Source organism: Kitasatospora sp. NPDC001261, assembly GCF_042896795.1.
In the GTDB taxonomy this organism is placed as follows: Bacteria; Actinomycetota; Actinomycetes; order Streptomycetales; family Streptomycetaceae; genus Kitasatospora.
In genome coordinates this window covers 109,009-126,806 of the sequence record NZ_JBIAXP010000003.1, presented here as the reverse complement: position 1 = coordinate 126,806, position 17,798 = coordinate 109,009, and the positions used below count along the sequence as shown (strand labels likewise).

18 protein-coding genes are annotated in these 17,798 nt (G+C 74.7%); 5 read left to right on the top strand and 13 right to left on the bottom strand.

The window, feature by feature from the left end:
- Nucleotides 1-154: 154 nt before the first annotated feature.
- The 3 genes from ACFY4B_RS05585 to ACFY4B_RS05575 all read right to left on the bottom strand — a co-directional run bounded on the left by ACFY4B_RS05585 (nt 155) and on the right by ACFY4B_RS05575 (nt 3,240).
- Complete coding sequence (locus ACFY4B_RS05585) at nt 155-973, bottom strand: serine hydrolase (protein WP_380779363.1); 819 nt, start codon at nt 971-973, stop codon at nt 155-157.
- Between the two features lie 84 nt (nt 974-1,057).
- Nucleotides 1,058-1,714, bottom strand: a complete 657-nt coding sequence (locus tag ACFY4B_RS05580) for a DUF1707 domain-containing protein (protein WP_387966588.1) — start codon at nt 1,712-1,714, stop codon at nt 1,058-1,060.
- Between the two features lie 122 nt (nt 1,715-1,836).
- On the bottom strand, nt 1,837-3,240 hold the full coding sequence (locus tag ACFY4B_RS05575) for a cytochrome P450 (protein ID WP_387966587.1): 1,404 nt from the start codon (nt 3,238-3,240) through the stop codon (nt 1,837-1,839).
- A gap of 318 nt (nt 3,241-3,558) precedes the next feature.
- On the opposite strand from ACFY4B_RS05575, the gene ACFY4B_RS05570 reads away from it, so the two are divergent.
- Complete coding sequence (locus ACFY4B_RS05570; protein ID WP_387966586.1) at nt 3,559-5,253, top strand: hypothetical protein; 1,695 nt, start codon at nt 3,559-3,561, stop codon at nt 5,251-5,253.
- Nucleotides 5,254-5,373: 120 nt separating this feature from the next.
- On the opposite strand, the gene ACFY4B_RS05565 is transcribed toward ACFY4B_RS05570, so the two are convergent.
- Nucleotides 5,374-5,655, bottom strand: a complete 282-nt coding sequence (locus ACFY4B_RS05565) for a hypothetical protein (RefSeq protein ID WP_387966585.1) — start codon at nt 5,653-5,655, stop codon at nt 5,374-5,376.
- A 228-nt stretch (nt 5,656-5,883) separates the two neighbouring features.
- Nucleotides 5,884-6,480 (bottom strand): TetR family transcriptional regulator, encoded by a 597-nt coding sequence (locus tag ACFY4B_RS05560; protein WP_387966584.1) that lies wholly within the window; start codon nt 6,478-6,480, stop codon nt 5,884-5,886.
- Between the two features lie 241 nt (nt 6,481-6,721).
- On the opposite strand from ACFY4B_RS05560, the gene ACFY4B_RS05555 reads away from it, so the two are divergent.
- Together ACFY4B_RS05555 and ACFY4B_RS05550 are read left to right on the top strand one after the other, a co-directional pair.
- A complete protein-coding gene (locus ACFY4B_RS05555; RefSeq protein WP_387966741.1) occupies nt 6,722-7,870 on the top strand; it encodes an MFS transporter in 1,149 nt (382 codons plus the stop codon).
- 65 nt (nt 7,871-7,935) lie between these two features.
- Nucleotides 7,936-8,325 carry a nuclear transport factor 2 family protein gene (locus tag ACFY4B_RS05550; protein ID WP_049655217.1) on the top strand — a complete coding sequence of 130 codons (390 nt, stop codon included), beginning with the start codon at nt 7,936-7,938 and terminating at the stop codon, nt 8,323-8,325.
- A 480-nt stretch (nt 8,326-8,805) separates the two neighbouring features.
- On the opposite strand, the gene ACFY4B_RS05545 is transcribed toward ACFY4B_RS05550, so the two are convergent.
- The 5 genes from ACFY4B_RS05545 to ACFY4B_RS05525 form a co-directional block, all read right to left on the bottom strand.
- Nucleotides 8,806-9,837 (bottom strand): aminoglycoside phosphotransferase family protein, encoded by a 1,032-nt coding sequence (locus ACFY4B_RS05545; protein ID WP_387966583.1) that lies wholly within the window; start codon nt 9,835-9,837, stop codon nt 8,806-8,808.
- Nucleotides 9,838-9,871: 34 nt separating this feature from the next.
- Complete coding sequence (locus ACFY4B_RS05540) at nt 9,872-10,321, bottom strand: nuclear transport factor 2 family protein (RefSeq protein WP_387966581.1); 450 nt, start codon at nt 10,319-10,321, stop codon at nt 9,872-9,874.
- 160 nt (nt 10,322-10,481) lie between these two features.
- Nucleotides 10,482-11,249, bottom strand: a complete 768-nt coding sequence (locus tag ACFY4B_RS05535; protein ID WP_387966580.1) for an HAD hydrolase family protein — start codon at nt 11,247-11,249, stop codon at nt 10,482-10,484.
- 77 nt (nt 11,250-11,326) lie between these two features.
- A complete protein-coding gene (locus tag ACFY4B_RS05530; RefSeq protein ID WP_241853023.1) occupies nt 11,327-11,899 on the bottom strand; it encodes a hypothetical protein in 573 nt (190 codons plus the stop codon).
- A gap of 95 nt (nt 11,900-11,994) precedes the next feature.
- A complete protein-coding gene (locus ACFY4B_RS05525; RefSeq protein ID WP_387966579.1) occupies nt 11,995-12,534 on the bottom strand; it encodes a CGNR zinc finger domain-containing protein in 540 nt (179 codons plus the stop codon).
- Nucleotides 12,535-12,686: 152 nt separating this feature from the next.
- On the opposite strand from ACFY4B_RS05525, the gene ACFY4B_RS05520 reads away from it, so the two are divergent.
- Both ACFY4B_RS05520 and ACFY4B_RS05515 read left to right on the top strand, forming a co-directional pair.
- Nucleotides 12,687-13,928 carry an MFS transporter gene (locus ACFY4B_RS05520; protein ID WP_387966578.1) on the top strand — a complete coding sequence of 414 codons (1,242 nt, stop codon included), beginning with the start codon at nt 12,687-12,689 and terminating at the stop codon, nt 13,926-13,928.
- Nucleotides 13,929-13,937: 9 nt separating this feature from the next.
- Nucleotides 13,938-14,903 (top strand): DUF2510 domain-containing protein, encoded by a 966-nt coding sequence (locus ACFY4B_RS05515; protein WP_387966577.1) that lies wholly within the window; start codon nt 13,938-13,940, stop codon nt 14,901-14,903.
- Nucleotides 14,904-15,026: 123 nt separating this feature from the next.
- On the opposite strand, the gene ACFY4B_RS05510 is transcribed toward ACFY4B_RS05515, so the two are convergent.
- The 3 genes from ACFY4B_RS05510 to ACFY4B_RS05500 form a co-directional block, all read right to left on the bottom strand.
- On the bottom strand, nt 15,027-15,515 hold the full coding sequence (locus ACFY4B_RS05510) for a hypothetical protein (RefSeq protein ID WP_387966576.1): 489 nt from the start codon (nt 15,513-15,515) through the stop codon (nt 15,027-15,029).
- A complete protein-coding gene (locus tag ACFY4B_RS05505) occupies nt 15,512-16,057 on the bottom strand; it encodes a hypothetical protein (protein WP_387966575.1) in 546 nt (181 codons plus the stop codon). The genes ACFY4B_RS05510 and ACFY4B_RS05505 overlap by 4 nt, the downstream gene beginning before the upstream one ends.
- A 136-nt stretch (nt 16,058-16,193) precedes the next feature.
- Complete coding sequence (locus tag ACFY4B_RS05500; protein WP_387966574.1) at nt 16,194-17,756, bottom strand: hypothetical protein; 1,563 nt, start codon at nt 17,754-17,756, stop codon at nt 16,194-16,196.
- Nucleotides 17,757-17,798 lie beyond the last annotated feature (42 nt).

Below are 17,798 nucleotides of genomic sequence, written 5' to 3'. Positions count from 1 at the left end.
CGCTTGAGCAGGACGCCTCAATCGGATACCGCAACCAACCGATCATCATGCGCGCACGATCGGTTACGGTTTGGCGCCGAACACCAGAACGGGGGCGGTCCGAAGCCCGACGGGGAGCGTGGCGAACGCACCGGCCACGCGGGGCCGGTGCGGATCAACCCGCCGAGCGGAGCGGCGCAGGACCGGCCGAGGGCACCGGCCGGGTCACCGGCGCCGGGCGGCTGATCTGGTCCCGGCGGTCCCACACCGCCTTGGAGACGCGGGCGAGCAGGCGGGCCGCCGGGTCGGTGCGGTCCGTGCCGTCGGCGAGCGGGCCGGTGTAGCAGACGGCGATCAGGTAGGGCGGGCAGTCGGCCGGCTGGACGAGGCCGACGCCGAGCCGGGCGCCGGGGACCCAGCCGTTCTTGAAGGCGATCCGGGTGTTGGAGGGGAGGCCGGCGGCCAGGTCCACCCGGAACTCGTTGCACTCGAGGAGGGCGAGGAGTTCGGGCTCCCCGGCGAGCGAGCGCAGCAGCCGGACCAGGTCGCGGGCCGTCACCCGGTTGTGCACGCCCTGGGCGCGCGCCGCGTAGTCCTCGATCCCGCGCGGGGTGGAGCTGTGGGTGGCACCGGCGCGGCGCCACACCTCGGTGACGGCCTGCTGGGTGGTGCGGGCCAGGCAGATGTTGGTGGCCAGGTTGGAGGAGTGGGTGATCATCCGCTCGGCGAGCAGCCGGAGCGGCACGTGGGTGCCGACCAGCTCCCAGGGCAGCGGATCGCTGTCCCAGTCCGGGTCGTTGCCGAACTCGCCGCCCACGACGGACTCGAAGCGGTTCACCACCGGCACCTCGGCGTCGAGGTTCGCCCCGCCACGGCAGAGCGCGGCGAGCACCGCGACCTTCATCGTGCTGGCGGCGTCGTGAAGTTCGTCCGGATTGTGGACGAACACCGGCTCCGCTTTTCCCGCCCAAGGGGCGACCACCACAGAGAGCATGGAGGAAGGGTAGGGGAGGTCGGGGCCGGAGCTCGACGGTTGCGGCGTACGACACGAAACCGCCTCCGCCGCCATGACGGACCGTCAGTCGCCGGGCGGCAGGGCCAGGGGCTTCCCGAGCAGCCACTGTCCGGCCGTCCGCCGGGGTCGGCGCACGACCACGCGGCCGTGGCGCTTCCTGCCGACCAGTTCGATCCGCAGTGTGACCGGCGCACCGCGGTCCGGCGCCCGGCGGTTCCTGATCCGGCTGAACTCCAGGGCCAGGCCGTCGGTGTCGACCACGATGCCCGGCCCGGTGATCAGGGTCAGGGTCTTGCCCTCCATGTCCAGGTCGATCTGCAGGGTGTCCTGCGTGATCACCGCCTCGGTGAAGTCGAGCGTCACGTCGCACCACTCCACGAAGAGCTCCAGGCGGCGCGGCACCACCCAGCGCCCCTCCCGCCTGACCCGGCTCCACCGCTGGTCGATCGTCAGGACGTCCTTGACCTCCGCCACCACCCCGCCGGGGGCGAGCGAGACGGGCGGCAGGTCGGTGGTGAGTCCGGCCAGGTCGCCGATCGTCCGCGCGGACAGGGCGGCCTCCAGGCGCTCGTCCAGCTCCTCCGAGGTCAGCCGGCCGTCGCCCGCCGCGATGCGCAGCAGCTCGGCCACCCGGTCCCGGTCGGCGTGGGAGGCCCGCATCGCGGACTCCTGGCCGCGGGCGGCCTGCTTCCCTGCGGCGGGCACGATCTCTCCCGGCATACTTCCCGTCCTGAACTCGGCGATGGTCTTCGCGCGTTGGGGTCAGCGGCGCGGACAGGAACTCACGATATATCGCGATAGGGTTTCCCGCCAGACCGGTTCCGCGGGGCCGTTCAGCCCGTTCAGCGGGCGGGCTCGCCCGCCGCGGCCCGCGGCTCGACCAGCATGCGGATGTCGTCGGCGGCCCAGAGCACGAACCGCTCGACCGGGACCACCCGGTGGCCCGGCTCCGGCCGGAAGCGCAGCCGCTTGAGCAGCACGGCCAGCAGCACCTGGGCCTCCACCACGGCCAGGCCCTCCCCCTCGCAGGCGCGCGGCCCCAGGCCGAACGGGATCCAGGCCAGCCGGGGCCGCCCCGCCGACTCCTCGGGGGTGAACCGCTCGGGCCGGAACCGCTCCGGCTCGGGCCAGTACGCGGGGTTCAGGTGGACGGCCCGGATCGGGAGGAAGACCACCGCCCCGGCGGGGACGACGTACCCGCCGACGGCCAGCGGCCCGGTGGTCAGCCGGGCGCCGTACGGGCCGGGCGGGTACCGGCGCAGGGACTCGCGCAGGACCATCCCCAGGTACGGCAGCCGGCGCAGGTCGGCGTGGTCGGGCACCGGGCGGTCGCCGAGGACGCGGTCGAGCTCCTCGGCGACGCGCGCGGCCGCCGCCGGGTGGGCGGCGAGCAGGTGCAGGGTCCAGGAGACGGCGACGCCCATGGTGTGGTGGGCGGCCAGCATCACCGCGAGGACGGTGTCGCGAATCCGCGCGGGGCTCTCCCCGGCCTCGACGAGGGCGCCGATCAGGTCACTGCGGTCCCCACCACTGCCGTCCCCGCCGCTGCCGTCCCCACCGCTCCGGCCGCCGGGGTGGCCCCGGTGGTGCGCGGCGATCACCCGGTCGACCGTCGCCCGCAGTCGGGCGAGCGCCCGGGCGGCCCGTTCGGCGCGCTGCTCCGGGGGCTGCTCGGACGGCACCCGGTAGAGGCGCTCCAACTGGTCGGTGAGCACCGCCTCGAAGGCCTCGACCACACCCTCCGGGTCCTCGATCCCCCCGTCCGGGTCCTCCGTCCCGCCGTCCAGGGCGTAGCCGCAGATCATCCGGAGGGAGAGCCCGGTGAGTTCCCGCTGGAGCTCGACGGCCTGACCGGCGGGCAAGGCGGCCCAGCGGTCGGCGAGCCCGGCCGCCAGGGCGGTGAAGCGGGCGAAGTGCCGTTCGTGCGAGGGCCGTCCGGCCAGGACGGTGAGCAGCAGCCGGCGCCACGGGCCGTGCTCCCCGGCCGGGAGCACCTGGAGGTTGCCCGCCTCGAACAGCGGGTCCAGGAACGAGAACAGCCCCGGCGGGCGCTCGTCGAGGTGGGCCACGGCCTCCAGCAGCACCGGGTCGGCGATCGACACCGCGGTCTCGGCCCCCGGCAGTTGGAACCGCACGACGGGCCCGTACTCGGCGTGCAGCCACAGCTGGTAGTCGTGCAACCCGCCCGCCCGCGCGATGGCGCCCACCCCGCCGTCCGCTCTCGGCTCGGGACCGGGGATCTGCATCGGACCTCCTGGGGTGTCTTCCGGGGATCGTTCCGCGGTGCCTTTGTACGAACCGGGGCCTTCCCGTGTTTTCCGACTCCGTACCCCGGACCGCGCAAATGCGGCGTCAATTCCTAAATCATCCATGGGTCGTAAATCGCCCACGGGTCGAACGCCCCGTCGAGTGACCGTCGAACGCCCCGGAAAAACCCGGTCCCATGACCTGCGCACGACCTGTACGCTGAACACACATTCGAACTGTGTCGAATCCGTTCGGCATTTGATGAAACTGTGGGGGAATCGGTGCGCAATCGCCGACTTGTGGTTCTCGCTGCCCTCGTGGCGGCCGGTGTCGGTCTCACCTCGTCCGGAATCGCCCAGGCGGCCGCTCCCGCCGCGGCACCCTCCTCGCCCGCCTCCGGCGTCGCTGGCCTCGACGCGACGAAGAAGCTCCCGGGCAAGACCTTCAACAGCTCCGCCGACCGCACGGTCGTCTCGTCGAAGGCCGGCGAGCGGGCGGCGGCCCCGGCACAGGGTGCGCCCGCGCAGGACGCGCCCGCCCAGAACGCACCCGCCGCGCAGAACGCCGCGAACCTGGGCGTCGACCTACAGGCCACGGCCTTCAGCGCTCACGGCTTCAGCCTCAAGACCACGCTCTCGTCCAGCGAGACCACCACGGGCAACCTCACCATCTCCTGGGGCGACGGGACCACGAGCTCCTACCCCGTCGCCCTCACCGCCGGCGTCGCCAACCCGCACGTCGACATCCACCAGTACAAGACCGTCGGCGCGTTCGACATCACGGTCACGCTCACGAGCGGGACGGTGGTCGCCAAGAACCAGGTCCAGGTCGTCACCGCCGGCGCCGAGTTCACGCCGCACACCCCCACCCGCCTGCTGGACACCCGGGAGGGCATCGGCGCCGCCAAGGCCAAGGTCCCCGCCCGCGGCACCGTGGCCCTGAAGATCGACGGCGCCGCCCAGATCCCGAACGGGGTCGCCGCGGTGGTCCTCAACGTCACCGTCACCAACACCTCGGGCTCCGGCCACATCTCGGTGGCGCCCAGCCAGGACCTGGCCCAGAACGCCACGACGTCGAGCCTCAACTTCGTCCCCGGCCAGACCGTTCCGAACCTGGTGGTCGCCTCGGTCGGTCCGGACGGCTACGTGTACCTGTTCAACTCGGACTGGGCCCCGGTCGACCTGCTCGCCGACGTCACCGGCTACTTCACGCCCAGCACCGCCAGCGGCTACAAGTCGGTGCCGCAGACCCGCATCGTCGACACCCGCGAGGGCATCGGCACGGCCCAGGGCAAGGTCCCCGCGACGTCGGGCTTCGACGTCGCCGTCGCCGGCCGCAACGGGGTGCCGTCGGGCGTCACCGCCGTGGCGCTCAACCTGACGGTCACCAACCCGCAGGCGGACGGCCACCTGATCGCCTACCCGACCGGGCAGGCCGTCCCGACCACCTCCAACGTGAACTTCACCGCCGGCCAGACGGTGGCCAACGCGGTGATCGTGCCGGTCGGCCAGGACGGCAAGATCACCGTCCGCAACGGCAGCTGGCTCCCGACGGACGCGGTGGTCGACGTGGTCGGCTACTACAGCCCCGCCAGCCGGTCCGCCCTGGTCCCGCTCGTGTCGCCGGAGCGCGTCCTCGACACCCGCGAGACCACCCCCGACCGGACGGGCGCCCCGATGCCGGGCCGCAGCTTCTTCGCGCTGGGGATGGAGGGCGACACCACATCCCCGCAGGTCGAGGGCTGGGTGCTGAACACCACCGTCACCAACACCGCCGGGGCCGGCTTCCTCTCGGTCGACACCGACCCGAACTACTGGTCCGCCTACCGGAACGGCACCGCGGTCGTCCCGCAGCGCCCGGTCTCCTCGACGCTGAACTGGACGGCCGGCGCGACCGTCCCGAACCTCGCGCAGACCCCGGGCGGCAAGGGCGGCATCATCGACTTCTGGAACCAGAGCTGGTCGGACGCCGACCTGCTGGTCGACCTGCTCGGCTTCTACCAGTCGAACTGACCCACCGGACGACGTGAGGGCCGGGGCGGTGTTCCGTACGGAGCACCGCCCCGGCCCCTTTCCGTCGCGCGGCCGGCGGGCCGGCCTCAGTTGACGGAGTGCCTCAGTTGACGACGTACCTCAGTTGACGAAGTAGCTGAACCCGACCGTCGCCGCGGTCATCCCGGCTGCCACCTCCCGCGTCACCATCCCCTGACAGTTCGGCGCGGAATACACGTCGACCGTCACGTTCGTGAGGTTCTCGACGACCACCGGCGACACGGTCGGGTAGCACCCCCGCGCCGGATTCTGGTGCGTCACACCGTTCACCACCAGAACCCCCGTAGCCGCCTGTGCGGGCACGGCGAGTGCGAGCACTCCGGCGGCGGCCAGCATCCCGACCGCGGCAATCCGACGACGCATGACTGTTCTCCCTTCCGAGGGCGCACATCGGTTACGGCACCCTTCCGGGCCATGAATTCCCCCACCGCCCTGTCCATGTCAGAAATCCCGCCGCAAATCCCCCGAACCGAGGACAATGCCCGGCTCGGCATTCGCCCGCGGTCCGCCGGGAGTGGAAAGTCGGACCCGCCGACTTTCCGCGTCCTTCCACGCCCTTCCGCAAAGGACGGGGCGACCGCACGGCGGGGGTCACGACTGCTCGGGGAGCCCGCTTCCGGCGGTCGGCAGCGCCCGGACGGCGTCGGCGATCTCGGTGCGCAGTCCATCGAGGGTGTGGTCGGGGCCGAGGATCATGCGGCGGAGCTGGGGCATGGCGAGGCTCCAGCCGACCATGCCGAGCGTGAGGAACAGCCGCGCGCGGGCCTCGTCGCCGTTACCGCCGCTGTCGCCGCTGCCCGCCGGCCGCGCCGCCCGGATCTTGTCCTGGTAGTGGCGGGTCCGGTCCGCTTCCCCCGGAACGGGCTCGTCGCCGAGTTCGAGGGCCTCCCAGAGCAGCAGCCGCAGGGCCTCCGGGTGGTCGCGGTGGTAGTCGAAGAGCCGCTCGGCGTACGCCGCCAGGTCCTCGTCGCCGGGCGGGACGGCCTGGGCGAGGTCGGCCATGAGGCGCTCCAGGACGGCGGCGAAGAGCCTGTTCTTGTCGCCGAAGTAGTCGTAGATCGCCCGCTTGTTGGCCTGGGCCTGGGCGGCGATGCGGTCCACGCGGGCGCCGGCCACGCCGTACGCGGCGAATTCGGTGGCCGCCGCCGTGAGGATCCGCTCTTTGGTTGCCGTCGAGTCGTACGCCATGGGCCGATGGTAACGAACTGGTTCGTTTGACGATCCCGCGACGGTCTGGCACGCTCACGGCGAGCATTCGAACCATCTAGTTCGTTCGGTTGGAGTCACGATGCCCCGGATCGATCCGGCTGTCCTGCCCGAGCCCGAGCCACCCACGGCCCTCGCGCCGCCCGGGCCCACACCGCCCGCGACGCCGCCACCGGAACCCGCGCCCCGGCCCGCCGCCACGGGCCGGCGGCTGCCCCTGGTGATGGCGCTGGCCTGCGGCGTCAGCGTGGCCAACGTCTACTTCCCGCAGGCCCTCACCCCGCTCGTCGCCGACGGCCTCGGCATCGCACCGGGCACCGCGGCGAACCTCGCCACGGTCACCCAACTCGGCTACGCCGCAGGGATCTTCCTGCTGGTCCCGCTCGGCGACCGGCTCCCCCGCCGCCCGCTGATCACTGTGCTCCTGGTCGTGACGGCCTGCGCGCTGCTGGCCGCCGGGCTCGCCCCGGCCGCCGGCCCGCTGGTCGCGGCCGGCGCGGTCGTCGGCCTCGCCACGGTGGTCCCCCAGCTGCTCCTCCCGCTGGCCGCCGGCCTGGTCGCACCCGACCGGCGCGGCGCCGTGATCGGCACCCTCCAGGGCGGCCTGATCGGCGGCATCCTGCTGGCCCGCACCTTCGGCGGCGTCCTCGGCGAACAGCTCGGCTGGCGCGCCCCCTACCTGGCCGCCGCCGCCCTCACCGCGCTGCTCGCCCTCGCCCTCGGCCTGGCCCTGCCCGCCACCCCGCCCGCCGTCCGCGACCGGTACCCGGCCCTGCTCGCCGACACCGTCCGGCTGCTGCGCACCGAACCCGCCCTGCGCCGCTCCGCACTCGGCCAGGCCGCGCTCTTCGGCGGCTTCAGCGCCACCTGGACCGCGCTCGCCCTGCTGCTCACCGGCCCGCCCTACCGGCTCGGCGCCCAGGCCCTCGGCCTGCTGGCCCTGATCGGGGCGGCGAGCATGTTCTGCGCCCCGGCCGCCGGCCGCCGGGTCGACCGGCACGGCCCGGAGCGGGTCAACGCCTGGTGCACCGGCGCCACCCTCGCCGCGGCCGCGGTGCTCGCCGCCGGCGGCACCGGCGGCGCGACGGGGCTCGTCGCGCTGGCCGCCGGCCTCCTGCTGCTGGACCTGGCCGTGCAGTGCGGCCAGGTCGCCAACCAGGCCCGGATCTTCGCACTGCGCCCGGAGGCCCGCAGCCGGCTCAACACCGCCTACATGACCTGCTCGTTCCTCGGCGGCAGCGCCGGCTCCTGGCTCGGCATCCGCCTCCACGCCCAGCTCGGCTGGCCAGGGGTGTGCGGCCTCGTCGCGCTCACCGCGGCCGCCGCCCTGGCCGCCCTGCGGACCGGGGTCAGGGCCGGGGCCGGTCGCTGAGCCGCTTCCAACCGCTTCCACCAAACCACCACGTCACCGTGTCACCGCATCCCGAAGGAGTTCCCATGACGTTCCCGGCCATGCCGCCCGCCGTCCTCCAGTTCTTCCGCGCCTCCCAGGAAGGCGACGCCGACGCCTGGGCGGGGTCCTTCGCCGAGGACGGCGTCTTCCACGACCCGGTCGGCGCGCCGCCGATCACCGGCCGCCCCGCGATCCACGCCTTCATCTCCTCCGTCCTGCCCGGCTTCCGCCCCTTCCTCGGGCTGACGCCGCTGGAGGCGCACACCGTCGGCAGCCACGTCGCCGTCTCCTGGCGGGGCGCGGCCGTGGCCCTGGACGGCAAACCGGTCAACTGGTCCGGCATCAACGTCTACGAGCTGGACGACACCGGCCTCATCCGCGAGGCCCGGGCGTACTTCAACAGCGCCGTCTTCCAGGCCCAGCTCACCGGCTGACCGGCCGGGGCGGACCTGATCGCGGCCACCCCGCGATCAGGTCCGCCCCGGGAGGCCGTCCAGCCGGCGACGCGCCACCGGATCCGCTTCGCCCGCGCCCACGTACAGGGCATGTTCCCGGGTCTGCCCCGCCGGCCCGCCTCCCACGACACTCCGGCGCTCGGCACCGGCCGGACGAGCCGGCTACAGCCGCTCGCGCTCGCGCTGGTTCCGGGACTTGAAGCCGCACCTGGTCTGCGGCCCGGCCTGCCTGCGACCGTCCTACCGCAGCCTCACACCATGGCCCGGCAAGCATCCGCTGAAGTCCTGATCGAGTCCGTCAAGCGCCGACTCGGCCCCGAACAGCACAGCGGCCGCACCGTCGCCCGCCCACTGATCGCCTACGACCACTGCCCGACACCGGACCCACTCGTCCAGGCCCGCCTCGGCGAGAGCGGTCCGGGGGTCTGCCGTCCACGGGTCCATCCGCCCCACCCGGCCTCAGTCGCCGAGCAGGCGCAGGGCCTGGCGCAGGTTGTGCTCGGCGATGGCGGCCATCGCCTCGCGGGCCGGGAAGGGCCCGTCGAGCAGGCGCAGCGGTCCCGCCGTCAGCGAGAGGCGCTGGGCCAGTGCGTAGAGGGCGAGCCGGTCCTCGTCCAGGCCGTCCGCCGCCAGCGGCCGGTAGTCGGCCCGGGGCAGGCGGATCCGCAGGAAGACGTGCTCCCACTCGACGTCGAAGTACATCGTGCCCTCGATGTCGATCAGCACCGGGCGGCCGTCCGCGTCCACCAGTACGTGGTCGGGCCCGAGTTCGCCGTGCACCACCGGGTACTCGGCGCGCGGGCGCACCGCCGCCGCCAGGGCCCGCAGCCGGTCCGCGCACCGGTCCCGGGCTTCCGCGATCCGGGGGTCGCGCGCGGCCGCCTCGGCGAGGTCGCGCAGCGCGCGGTCCAGCACGACGCCCTCGCACGACGGCCCGTGCGACGCTCCTCCCCCGTCGACCACCGCCACCTTCCCGTAGCGGGGCGCCCGGTGGCCGCGCATGGCGCCCAGTGCCTCGCCGAGCCGGGCCAGGACCGGGGCGGCGGCGTGCGGGTCGCGGGCGAGCAGCTTCTCCAGGCTCTCGCCGGGGACGTCCTCGACGATCGCGAGGTCGGCCGTGCGGTCGGCCGGGTCGTCGGCCGCGGGATCGGCCGCACCCGGGGCACTCCCACCGTCCCGGTGCGTGGCGCGCTCGACGAACCGGAGCGCCGGGACCCGGACGCCGAGTGCGTCCAGCCGCGTGTGCGCGGCCTCGAACAGGTCGAGTCCGAGGCCGGGCGAGAACGGGTCGGCGAGGTCGTCGTCGCCCTCGGCCGCCGGCCAGTAGTTCTCGGTCCGGTCCCAGCGGTAGGCGATCGCCGTCGTCCCGTCGTCCATCCGCAGGCGGTAGACGCCCTTCTTGCTGCCGCCCGCCAGCCGCTCGACCGCTTCCAGCCGCCGCCCGCCGCCCAGCGCGGCCCGCGCCGCACCCGCCAACCGTTCCCGCACCACTGCCCCGCCCCTCGTCGTCCCGGTCGGCGGCACCCTACCGCCGCAGGTGGCGGCTCACGTCGCCGACCAGGGTGATCCGCACCCGCCGCTCGGCGAACCGCCACCGCCCGTCCTCCCCGCGCGCGAAGCGGTCGTGGTACCGGCCCCCGGCGATGGCCTGCAGCGGAAGCCCGGGCAGTGCCTGCAGCACGGTGACGTAGGAGCGGGCGACCGCCGTCCCCGCCGGCTCGTCGACCTCGACCGCCACGTTGGTGGTGACGTGCTGGGTCCGCGGTGTCCCGTCGGCGTGGATGATCACCGTCTCCCGGAACATCGCCTCGATCGCCGCGCCGCCGCGCACCGGCTCGCCGCTGCCGACGAAGACGGCGTCGGCGAGCAGGGCGCCGAGGCCCGCGAAGTCGCCGTCGTCCACGAGTTCGGCGTAGCGCGCGATCAGGTTCTCGATCGCCCGGTGGCTCGGCACCGGATCGACGGGCGCGGTCATGGTCTCCCCCGGGGCCGGACGGCGGTCATCTCCCCTGATGCTCCCACGCCTTGACCGGGCGTCGGGTCCCGATGGGGCACGGCGGCGGCGACCACGGGAAGCACCCGGCGGCTCGCCGTGCCCGCGTGGCGAGCGGCGACCGGCGACCGGCGACCGGCGACTACCGGACGGGTGCCTCGGCCAGGCGGGAGATCTCGGCGGCGACGGCCTCCGGTTCGGCGGCGACGGTGACGCGGGCGACGCCGTCCAGGCCCGGGTGGCCGCCGACCCGGACGGAGTGCCGCGCGTTGCGCAGCAGGTCGAGGTCGTTGATGTCGTTGCCGAAGGCGTTGTAGGCGTCGATCCCCAGCGAGGTCAGCGCCTCCCACTTGTTGGTGGTGCCCGGGGCGAAGTCGATGATCGCCTCGTCGAGGTGGTGGTTGACGGTCATCCCGAGCGCGCGGCCGGCCTCGGCGAGGGCCGGCAGGTCGGTCGCGTCGACGACCAGGAACTTGACGACGGCGGGGAGTTCGGCGAGCTCGACCCGGCGGGCGAGGCCGCCCTGGTCGACCCGGCCGCGGATCGGGTGGTCGGCCGGTCCGGTGTAGGCGTAGTCCCACGGGCCGTCGGCGAGGTAGCCGGCCCGGAAGCGTTCGACCTCGGCCAGCAGCCGCCCGAGTTCACCGGCTTCGAACGCGGCCCGCGCCCGCACCTGTCCGTCGACGGAGACCAGGCTGCCGTTCCCGCCGATCAGCGTGGCGGTGGGGAAGGCCCCGTCGAGGACGGGCAGGAGGTCGCGGACCGGCCGGGCGGAGGCGAAGACCAGCTGGTGGCCCGCCCGCTCGCAGGCGTCGAGGGCGGCGAGGATCCGGCTGTCGATCGTCCGCCCGTCGAAGCAGAGCGTGCCGTCGATGTCGAAGACCGTGGTGCGGGCGCTGGAGGAGATCATAAGACGATGCTATCCAGCCGGTGCCGTACACGATCCACCACCGGTCCCGCCCGGAAACGCCCCCACGAGCCGGGCCCCTACTGGTAGTCGTCCATCAGCTCGCGGTCCACCGTCATGGCGGCCCGGTCCAGGGCCGGCAGGCCCAGGTGCTCGCAGATCAGCGCGGTGAGCCGCTGCTCGTGGTCCGGGCTCTCGGCGAACTCGCCCCCGATGCCCAGCCCGGCCGCCGTGACGAGGGGGGCCAGCGCGTTGGGCCAGCGCTCCCCGACGTGCTCGGCGCCCTCGTAGTCGACGCACGAGGAGATCCGGCCGTCCCGGTAGTGGTACGCCTTGGGGCCGTGGGCCTTGACGATGCAGGGGTTGGGCACGAACACCACCAGTTCGGCGCCCTCGGGGCAGAGCCCGCGGTAGTCGATGTCGTCGTAGTCGTTGCGGGACGGGTTGAGCATGGGGTGCACGATCACGCCCCACTCGCCGGGCGCCGGCTCCTCGCCCCGGGCGAAGGGCGGACGGTGCCGCGCGGTCAGCCCGTCGGCCACGGCGGCCCGGGTGGTTCCCCGGAAGTACACCAGGACGGTCTCGTCCTCTCCGTAGCCCTGTCCTTCCAGCCAGTCGATGGGGCCCCGGTGGATCCAGTCGTAGTCGGTCATGATCGACACCGTAGCCCTCGGCACCGACACGGCCCCCGGGGCAGTCGGAGCAGGAAGTCGGCCGGGCCGACTTCCTGCTCCCGAGGCCGGGACGGTCACGCGCGGGCCGTGCCGTTCGCCGGCCGCGCCGCGCGGCGGTGGCGGCGGACGGCGTCGCGGTTGGCACAGCGCTGGGTGCAGTAGCGCTTGCGGCCGGTCCGGGTGGTGTCGGCGAAGACGGTGGCGCACTCGGCGACGGCGCACCGGCCGAGCCGGCGCATGCCGCGGCCCACCAGGTGGAAGGCGGTGCCGACGGCGATCAGGGTGGACAGCACGGCGCCGAACGACTGGTGGTCGTCGCGGTAGTGGAGGTGCCAGCCGCCCGTGTGGTCGGTCAGCCGGGGGTGGGCGGCGTCGGCGGCGAGCATCCGGTTGAGCCGCTCGGCCCGTTCGCGGTCGTCAGTCGCGTCGACCACCGACTCCCAGGTGTCCAGCAGGGCCAGGATGCGCGCCAGGTCCGCCGGCCGGACCGGTCCGTCGACCACCAGCCCGGCCGCGCGGCAGCGGTCCGCCAGTTCCTCGGCGGTCCCGGGGCGCCGGTTGGCCAGGGCCGCGGCCAGGTGCACGGCGCTCTCGCCGTAAGGGTTGAGGTGCATAAGACCATGACAGCAGGCTGCTGGGCATGCGTCAGCACACCGACACCGGAAAGCCTTCCGCACCGGCGACTTCCACCTCACCGACTTCCGATCCGACGACTTCCGCACCGGCGGCTCCCGGGGACACCGCCCGCCCGCTCCGGTACCGCTGGGTGGTCCTGGCCGTCGCCACCGTCACCCAGGCCGCCTCCGGCTTCTTCGTCCAGGGCATCGGGGCGATGGCCGTCCCCCTGCAGCACGCGCTGGACCTCAGCACCAGCCAACTCGGCCTGCTCCTGTCGGCCTCCCAACTGGTGCCGCTGGTCGGCCTGTTGGTGGCCGGCGAGCTGCTGGACCGGTACAACGAGCGCTGGGTCGTCGGCCTCGGCGCCGCCGTGGTCGCCGCGGCCCTGCTCCTCGGCAGCCTGGCGCAGGGGTACGCCTCCCTGCTGGCCGTCCTGCTGGCCGTCGGCGCCGGGTACAGCACCGTGCAGCCGGGCGGCAGCAAGTCGGTGGCCTCCTGGTTCGACCCGGCCCAGCGGGGGCTGGCCATGGGCGTCCGCCAGGCCGGACTGCCGCTGGGCGGGGCGCTCGCCGCCGCCGTGCTGCCGCTGGTGGCCGTGGCGTACGGGTGGCGGGCGGCACTGGTGGTCGGCGGGCTGGTCGCGCTCCTGGGCGCCGGGCTCTTCACGGCCCTCTACCGGCGCCCGCCGAGCGCCCCGCCGGTACGCCCCGCTCCCGCCCCGGCTCGTAGCCTTGCCCCGGGCCCCGTGGCACCGACGGCCTCCGTCCGCGCCCGGCTGCGGATCCTCCGTGAACCGGCCATGGCCAGGATCCTGTTCTCCGGCCTGGCCATGGTCTCGGTGCACAGCGGCATCGGCGTGCTCGGCGCCCTGTACCTCCACGACGTGACGGCCCTCGGCCCCGGCGCCGGCGCCGCCGTCCTGGTGGCGGTCCAGGTCGCGGGGGCGGTCGGCCGGATCGCGCTGGCCGCCTGGAGCGACCGGAGCCGCGCCGGGCGGTACCGGCCCGTCCTGGTCTGCCTGGCCGCGGTGGTGGCCGGGCTGGTGGTCCTGACGACGCCGGCGGGCCGGTCCCCCGCCGCGGCCGCCGTCCTGTTCACCTGGCTCGGCTTCTTCGGGATCGGCTGGTACGGCCCCTGGGTGGCCCACCTGGCGGAGTCGGCGCCGCCGGGACGGACCGGCTTCGCCCTCGGCCTGGTCATGGCGGTCAACCAAGTGGCCGTCGTCGTGGTCCCGCCCGCCCTCGGGCTGCTCCGCGACACCACCCACGGCTTCACCGCCGCCTGGGCGGCCCTCGCCGCGACCACGGCCGTGACCCTCGCGGCCACCGCCCGCCGGGGTGCCGGTGGGCGCGGCACCCCTCCCCGGCCCGGGCGGCACACCGCCGGGTAGCGTACGGCCGTGAGCAACGAGACGCCTCCCGGGTGGTACCCGGTCCCCGGCCCGGACGGCGCCCCGGGCCACGAGCGCTGGTGGGACGGCAACGCCTGGACCGGCGACGTCCGGCCGGCCCAGGGCGCCTACGGCTACCCGGGCCAGGAGGCGTACCCGGCGCAGCAGGCGTACCCGGCCTACCCGGCCCACCCGTCCCGGCAGGCCTACCCCGGCGCGGGCTACGGACAGCCCGGCCCCGGCTACCCGCCCCCGGCCCCGACTCCCAAGCGGGTCAAGCCCGGCGTGCTCATCAGCATCGCGGTCGGCGTCCTCGCGATCGGCGGCAGCGTCGCCGGGATCGCGCTCAGCCACGGCGGCGACCCGGCGGCGGCCCCGACCACCGACCCCACCGTCCCCGTCACCAGCAGCACCGGCCCGACGACCAGCCCCACCCCCGCCCCGAAGCCGTCCACGCCCAAGCCCGCCCCGGTCCTCCGGAGCACCGTCGCGGACAAGCAGCACTCGATCACCCTGCCGGTGTTCGAGGGCTGGGAGGTCTCCGCGACCGACACCCCGCAGTGGTCGGTCTACCTCGGCAGCGGCCGCTACACCTGCGCGAACGGCAAGGCCTGCATCCGCGGCCGGTTCTCGGTGGAGAAGAACACCGTCCAGGGCGACACCCCCAAGGCCGCCGCCGACGCCGCCATGCCGACGGTCGCCAAGCAGATCTTCAGCGGGATGGCCTCGCAGACCGACTACGGCTCGGGCACCATCACCGTGGCCGGCGTGGCCGGGTACGCGACCCGCTGGCACATCACCAACACCGACGGCACCCAGGGCTTCGTCCTGCTGGCCGCCCTCCCCGCCAAGGGCGGCGGCTACGTGGTCTTCGACGGCGGCGTGGACGAGGACCCGGCCGCCCCGGACGTCTCGGTGCTCGACCAGATCCTCCTGGGCGTCAAGAAGGACGACACCCCGACCAGCGGCACCTGACGCACCGCTCCGGGACGCCGCCGGCCGCCCGGTTCCACGGCGGCGGGGCGCTCCGGAATCCACGACACGCCTCCACCACGGCGGACGCCGCAGGACCAACCCGACGCGGGCACCCGCCCCCGGCTACGCCGGTTGGTCGCCCGGGAGTTGATCCGGGGCCGAGGACGGCAGGAGGGGGCGCGGGCGGGCGGTGGGGCGGTCGCTGCGGCGCAGGACGAAGACCACCGGCAGGGCGATCAGGCTGGGCCCGGCGAGCAGGCCGGCCAGCCACTGGCGGCCGTCGAGGCCGACGAGCACCGAGCCGACGAGCATCCCGGCGGCGAGCACGAAGCCGGCCACCAGGCCGCCGACGTAGAGCTGGTGGGCTCGCTGGTCGCGGCGTTCCCGGGCCGCGATCCGGACGCGCTCGGTCGCGTGCTCCTCCTTGAGGCGGACCGTTTCGAGGGACGCCCGGTGGCGTTCCCTTGCCGTCTCCCGGGTGTGCTCCCGCTGGAGTTCCAGTTCGAGGTGCTCCAGGGCCGCCCGCAGGTGCTCGGGCGGGAGTTGGGCCCACTGGGTGGCGATCTCCAGGGCCGTCGGGCGGCGGAGGCGGCCTTCCTCGGGGGTGGTCACCGGTCGTCACCTCGGGGTGCGGGGGCGGACTGGTCGGGGCCGTGGGCGGAGCCCGGCGGCGGGCCGAGGCGGAGGAACAGCCGCTCCAGGCCCGTGGCGACGGTCTCGGCGGCCGCCGGGGTCAGCGGGTCCTGGGCGTACTCGTGCAGGGGACGGTACCGGGAGGCGGCACCGCTCCCGACGATCACCAGGTCGTCGTCCCGCTCGGTGGAGTCGATCCGCTCCGGGAGGACGGCGCTTCCGGCGACGGGGCCCTTGACGACCGGCGGGCCGGCCGGGTCCCCCATCTCCCAGACCGCCGAACTCTCCGGCAGCGGGGCCGCGCGGCCGGGCGCCGCCCCGGCCGCGGAGCGGGGCGCGCCCCACGAGGCGACATCCCCTCCCCGCCCGGCCCCGCTCCCCCGCCGCCGCGGCCACAGGACCGCCAGCAGCACCAGCACGGCCGGCCCCGCCGGTACGGCCGCCCACCAGCCGATCCCGGTGGCGGCGTACAGCGTCAGCGACACCGCCCACACCAGGGCGACCGAAACGCCGTAGGCCACCTGTCTGTTCCGCATCCCGCCCCCGCACCCCCTCCGACCGGTTCGAACTCAGGCCCGAGCTTCGACCCGAGCCTACCCACGACGAGGGCCCCTCGACCGGACAACCCGGTTGAGGGGCCCACGAAGTGACGTCGGATCAGCTGTGCTGCGGCGCGGGCAGCGTCGCCGACCCCCCGAGCAGCGGCCACTCCCGGTGGAAGGGCGGCAGCGGCAGCTTGCCCTCGATGATCGGGGTACCGAAGACCTTCAGGTGGGCGAGCAGAGAGCCGTTCAGGTCGACGCCGCCGACCAGTGACCAACTGCCCTGCACCTGCGGCGGGTTGCCGGAGGAGTCGGCGACCAGCGAGCCCTCGGCCTGGGCGCGCAGGTAGGGGGCGACGGTGGCCTCCACGCCGACGGTGTCGTACAGGCCGAGGCTGATCTCGGCGCCGAGCGCGGCCCGCACGCCCGCCTTGCCATTGAGCCGCACGTGCACCGGGGTGACCTTGGTGTCGGCGTTGGTGACCGGGGTCCAGCCCTTGCCGCCGGTGTAGTCGGCGCGGACCGCCCAGGTGCCGGTGGCGTCCTGCTCCGCCTCCAGGTGGACCTGGCCGTCGGCGCTGACCTCCAGGTAGCAGGTGAGGCCGAGGTTGACGACCACCGGCAGGCCGGCGACCGTCAGCACCGGGCTGGCCTGCAGCTTGGCGAAGGGCACCCGGATGGGCGCCGCGCCGGTGCTGCGGGCGGCGTCGCCGGCGACCTTCCACTGCGCGTGGGCGCCGAGGTCGAAGCCGATCGAGGCGGTGCGCGGACTGCCGGCCGCGGCGCCGTGGTAGGCGAAGTGGACGGCCGGGTGGAGCTGGAGCGAGCCGGAGGCGTCGAGGCTGGCGCCGTCGGGCAGCGGGACGGGGGCCTTGAGGTTCACCTCCAGGGTGCCGGAGGCGTCGGCCTGGACGCCGTTGCCGGTCAGGCCGGCGGTGGCCTTGAGGTCCTTGACCAGCGGGGTCACCGTGATGCCGTGCGGGTCGACGGGGACATTGCCGTCGGCCTCGGTGCCGCCGAGGAGTTCGGCCAGGGTGGCCGGGCGGGTGGTCAGGGCGAGCGTGTTGCCCGCGCCGGGGCGGACGCCGGTGACGGCGACCAGGGCGCCCTGCGGAGCGGCGGCGGTGGGCGGGCTGGCGATCAGCTGCCCGGGCTGGACGGCGGCGGCCGCGCTGGGGGCGGCGCTCGGTACGGCGCTCGGCACGGCGCTGGAAGAAGCGCCAGGAGCGGTGCCGGGGGCGGCAGTTGGCGAGGTCGGGGCCGTGGCGCCCGGCCCCGTCGCCGACAGCACCGCCGTCCCGCCCGCCGGGTCGTACGCCGTCAGCTGGAGGTTCTTCGTCGCCGCCGTGACGGCGCCACCGTCCTTGCCGGGGCTGCCGATCGCGGCCTGCTGGTCGCCGGCGGGCGCGGCGGTGACGGGCGCCTTGCCCGGGGTCGGACGGCCGGTGGCGGGGCCGGCCGCTCTGGCGTGCGGGGTGGCACCGGCGGGCCGGGCGGCGGCGGCCGGGCTGCCCCCGGCGGCGGTCGCGGCCGGGTCGTCGACGGTGGCGGCGGCCGGTTCGGCACCGGCCTGGGTGGTGCCGGGGTCGGTCGGCCCGCACGCGGTGGCCCCGGCGAGGATGAGGGTGAGGGTGAGGACGGCGGGGCCGGAGGCCCTGCCTATGGAACTTTTGAACACGCGGCGTCATGTTACTGACGAGGAATAAGTTTGTCGAAGACA

What these genes read in the sequence shown, in the direction of transcription:
- ACFY4B_RS05585 (WP_380779363.1), bottom strand. Translation starts at nt 973, where the DNA reads ATGCTCTCTGTGGTGGTCGCCCCTTGGGCGGGAAAAGCGGAGCCGGTG.
- ACFY4B_RS05580 (WP_387966588.1), bottom strand. Translation starts at nt 1,714, where the DNA reads ATGCCGGGAGAGATCGTGCCCGCCGCAGGGAAGCAGGCCGCCCGCGGC.
- ACFY4B_RS05575 (WP_387966587.1), bottom strand. Translation starts at nt 3,240, where the DNA reads ATGCAGATCCCCGGTCCCGAGCCGAGAGCGGACGGCGGGGTGGGCGCC.
- ACFY4B_RS05565 (WP_387966585.1), bottom strand. Translation starts at nt 5,655, where the DNA reads ATGCGTCGTCGGATTGCCGCGGTCGGGATGCTGGCCGCCGCCGGAGTG.
- ACFY4B_RS05560 (WP_387966584.1), bottom strand. Translation starts at nt 6,480, where the DNA reads ATGGCGTACGACTCGACGGCAACCAAAGAGCGGATCCTCACGGCGGCG.
- ACFY4B_RS05555 (WP_387966741.1), top strand. Translation starts at nt 6,722, where the DNA reads ATGGCGCTGGCCTGCGGCGTCAGCGTGGCCAACGTCTACTTCCCGCAG.
- ACFY4B_RS05550 (WP_049655217.1), top strand. Translation starts at nt 7,936, where the DNA reads ATGACGTTCCCGGCCATGCCGCCCGCCGTCCTCCAGTTCTTCCGCGCC.
- ACFY4B_RS05540 (WP_387966581.1), bottom strand. Translation starts at nt 10,321, where the DNA reads ATGACCGCGCCCGTCGATCCGGTGCCGAGCCACCGGGCGATCGAGAAC.
- ACFY4B_RS05535 (WP_387966580.1), bottom strand. Translation starts at nt 11,249, where the DNA reads ATGATCTCCTCCAGCGCCCGCACCACGGTCTTCGACATCGACGGCACG.
- ACFY4B_RS05530 (WP_241853023.1), bottom strand. Translation starts at nt 11,899, where the DNA reads ATGACCGACTACGACTGGATCCACCGGGGCCCCATCGACTGGCTGGAA.
- ACFY4B_RS05525 (WP_387966579.1), bottom strand. Translation starts at nt 12,534, where the DNA reads ATGCACCTCAACCCTTACGGCGAGAGCGCCGTGCACCTGGCCGCGGCC.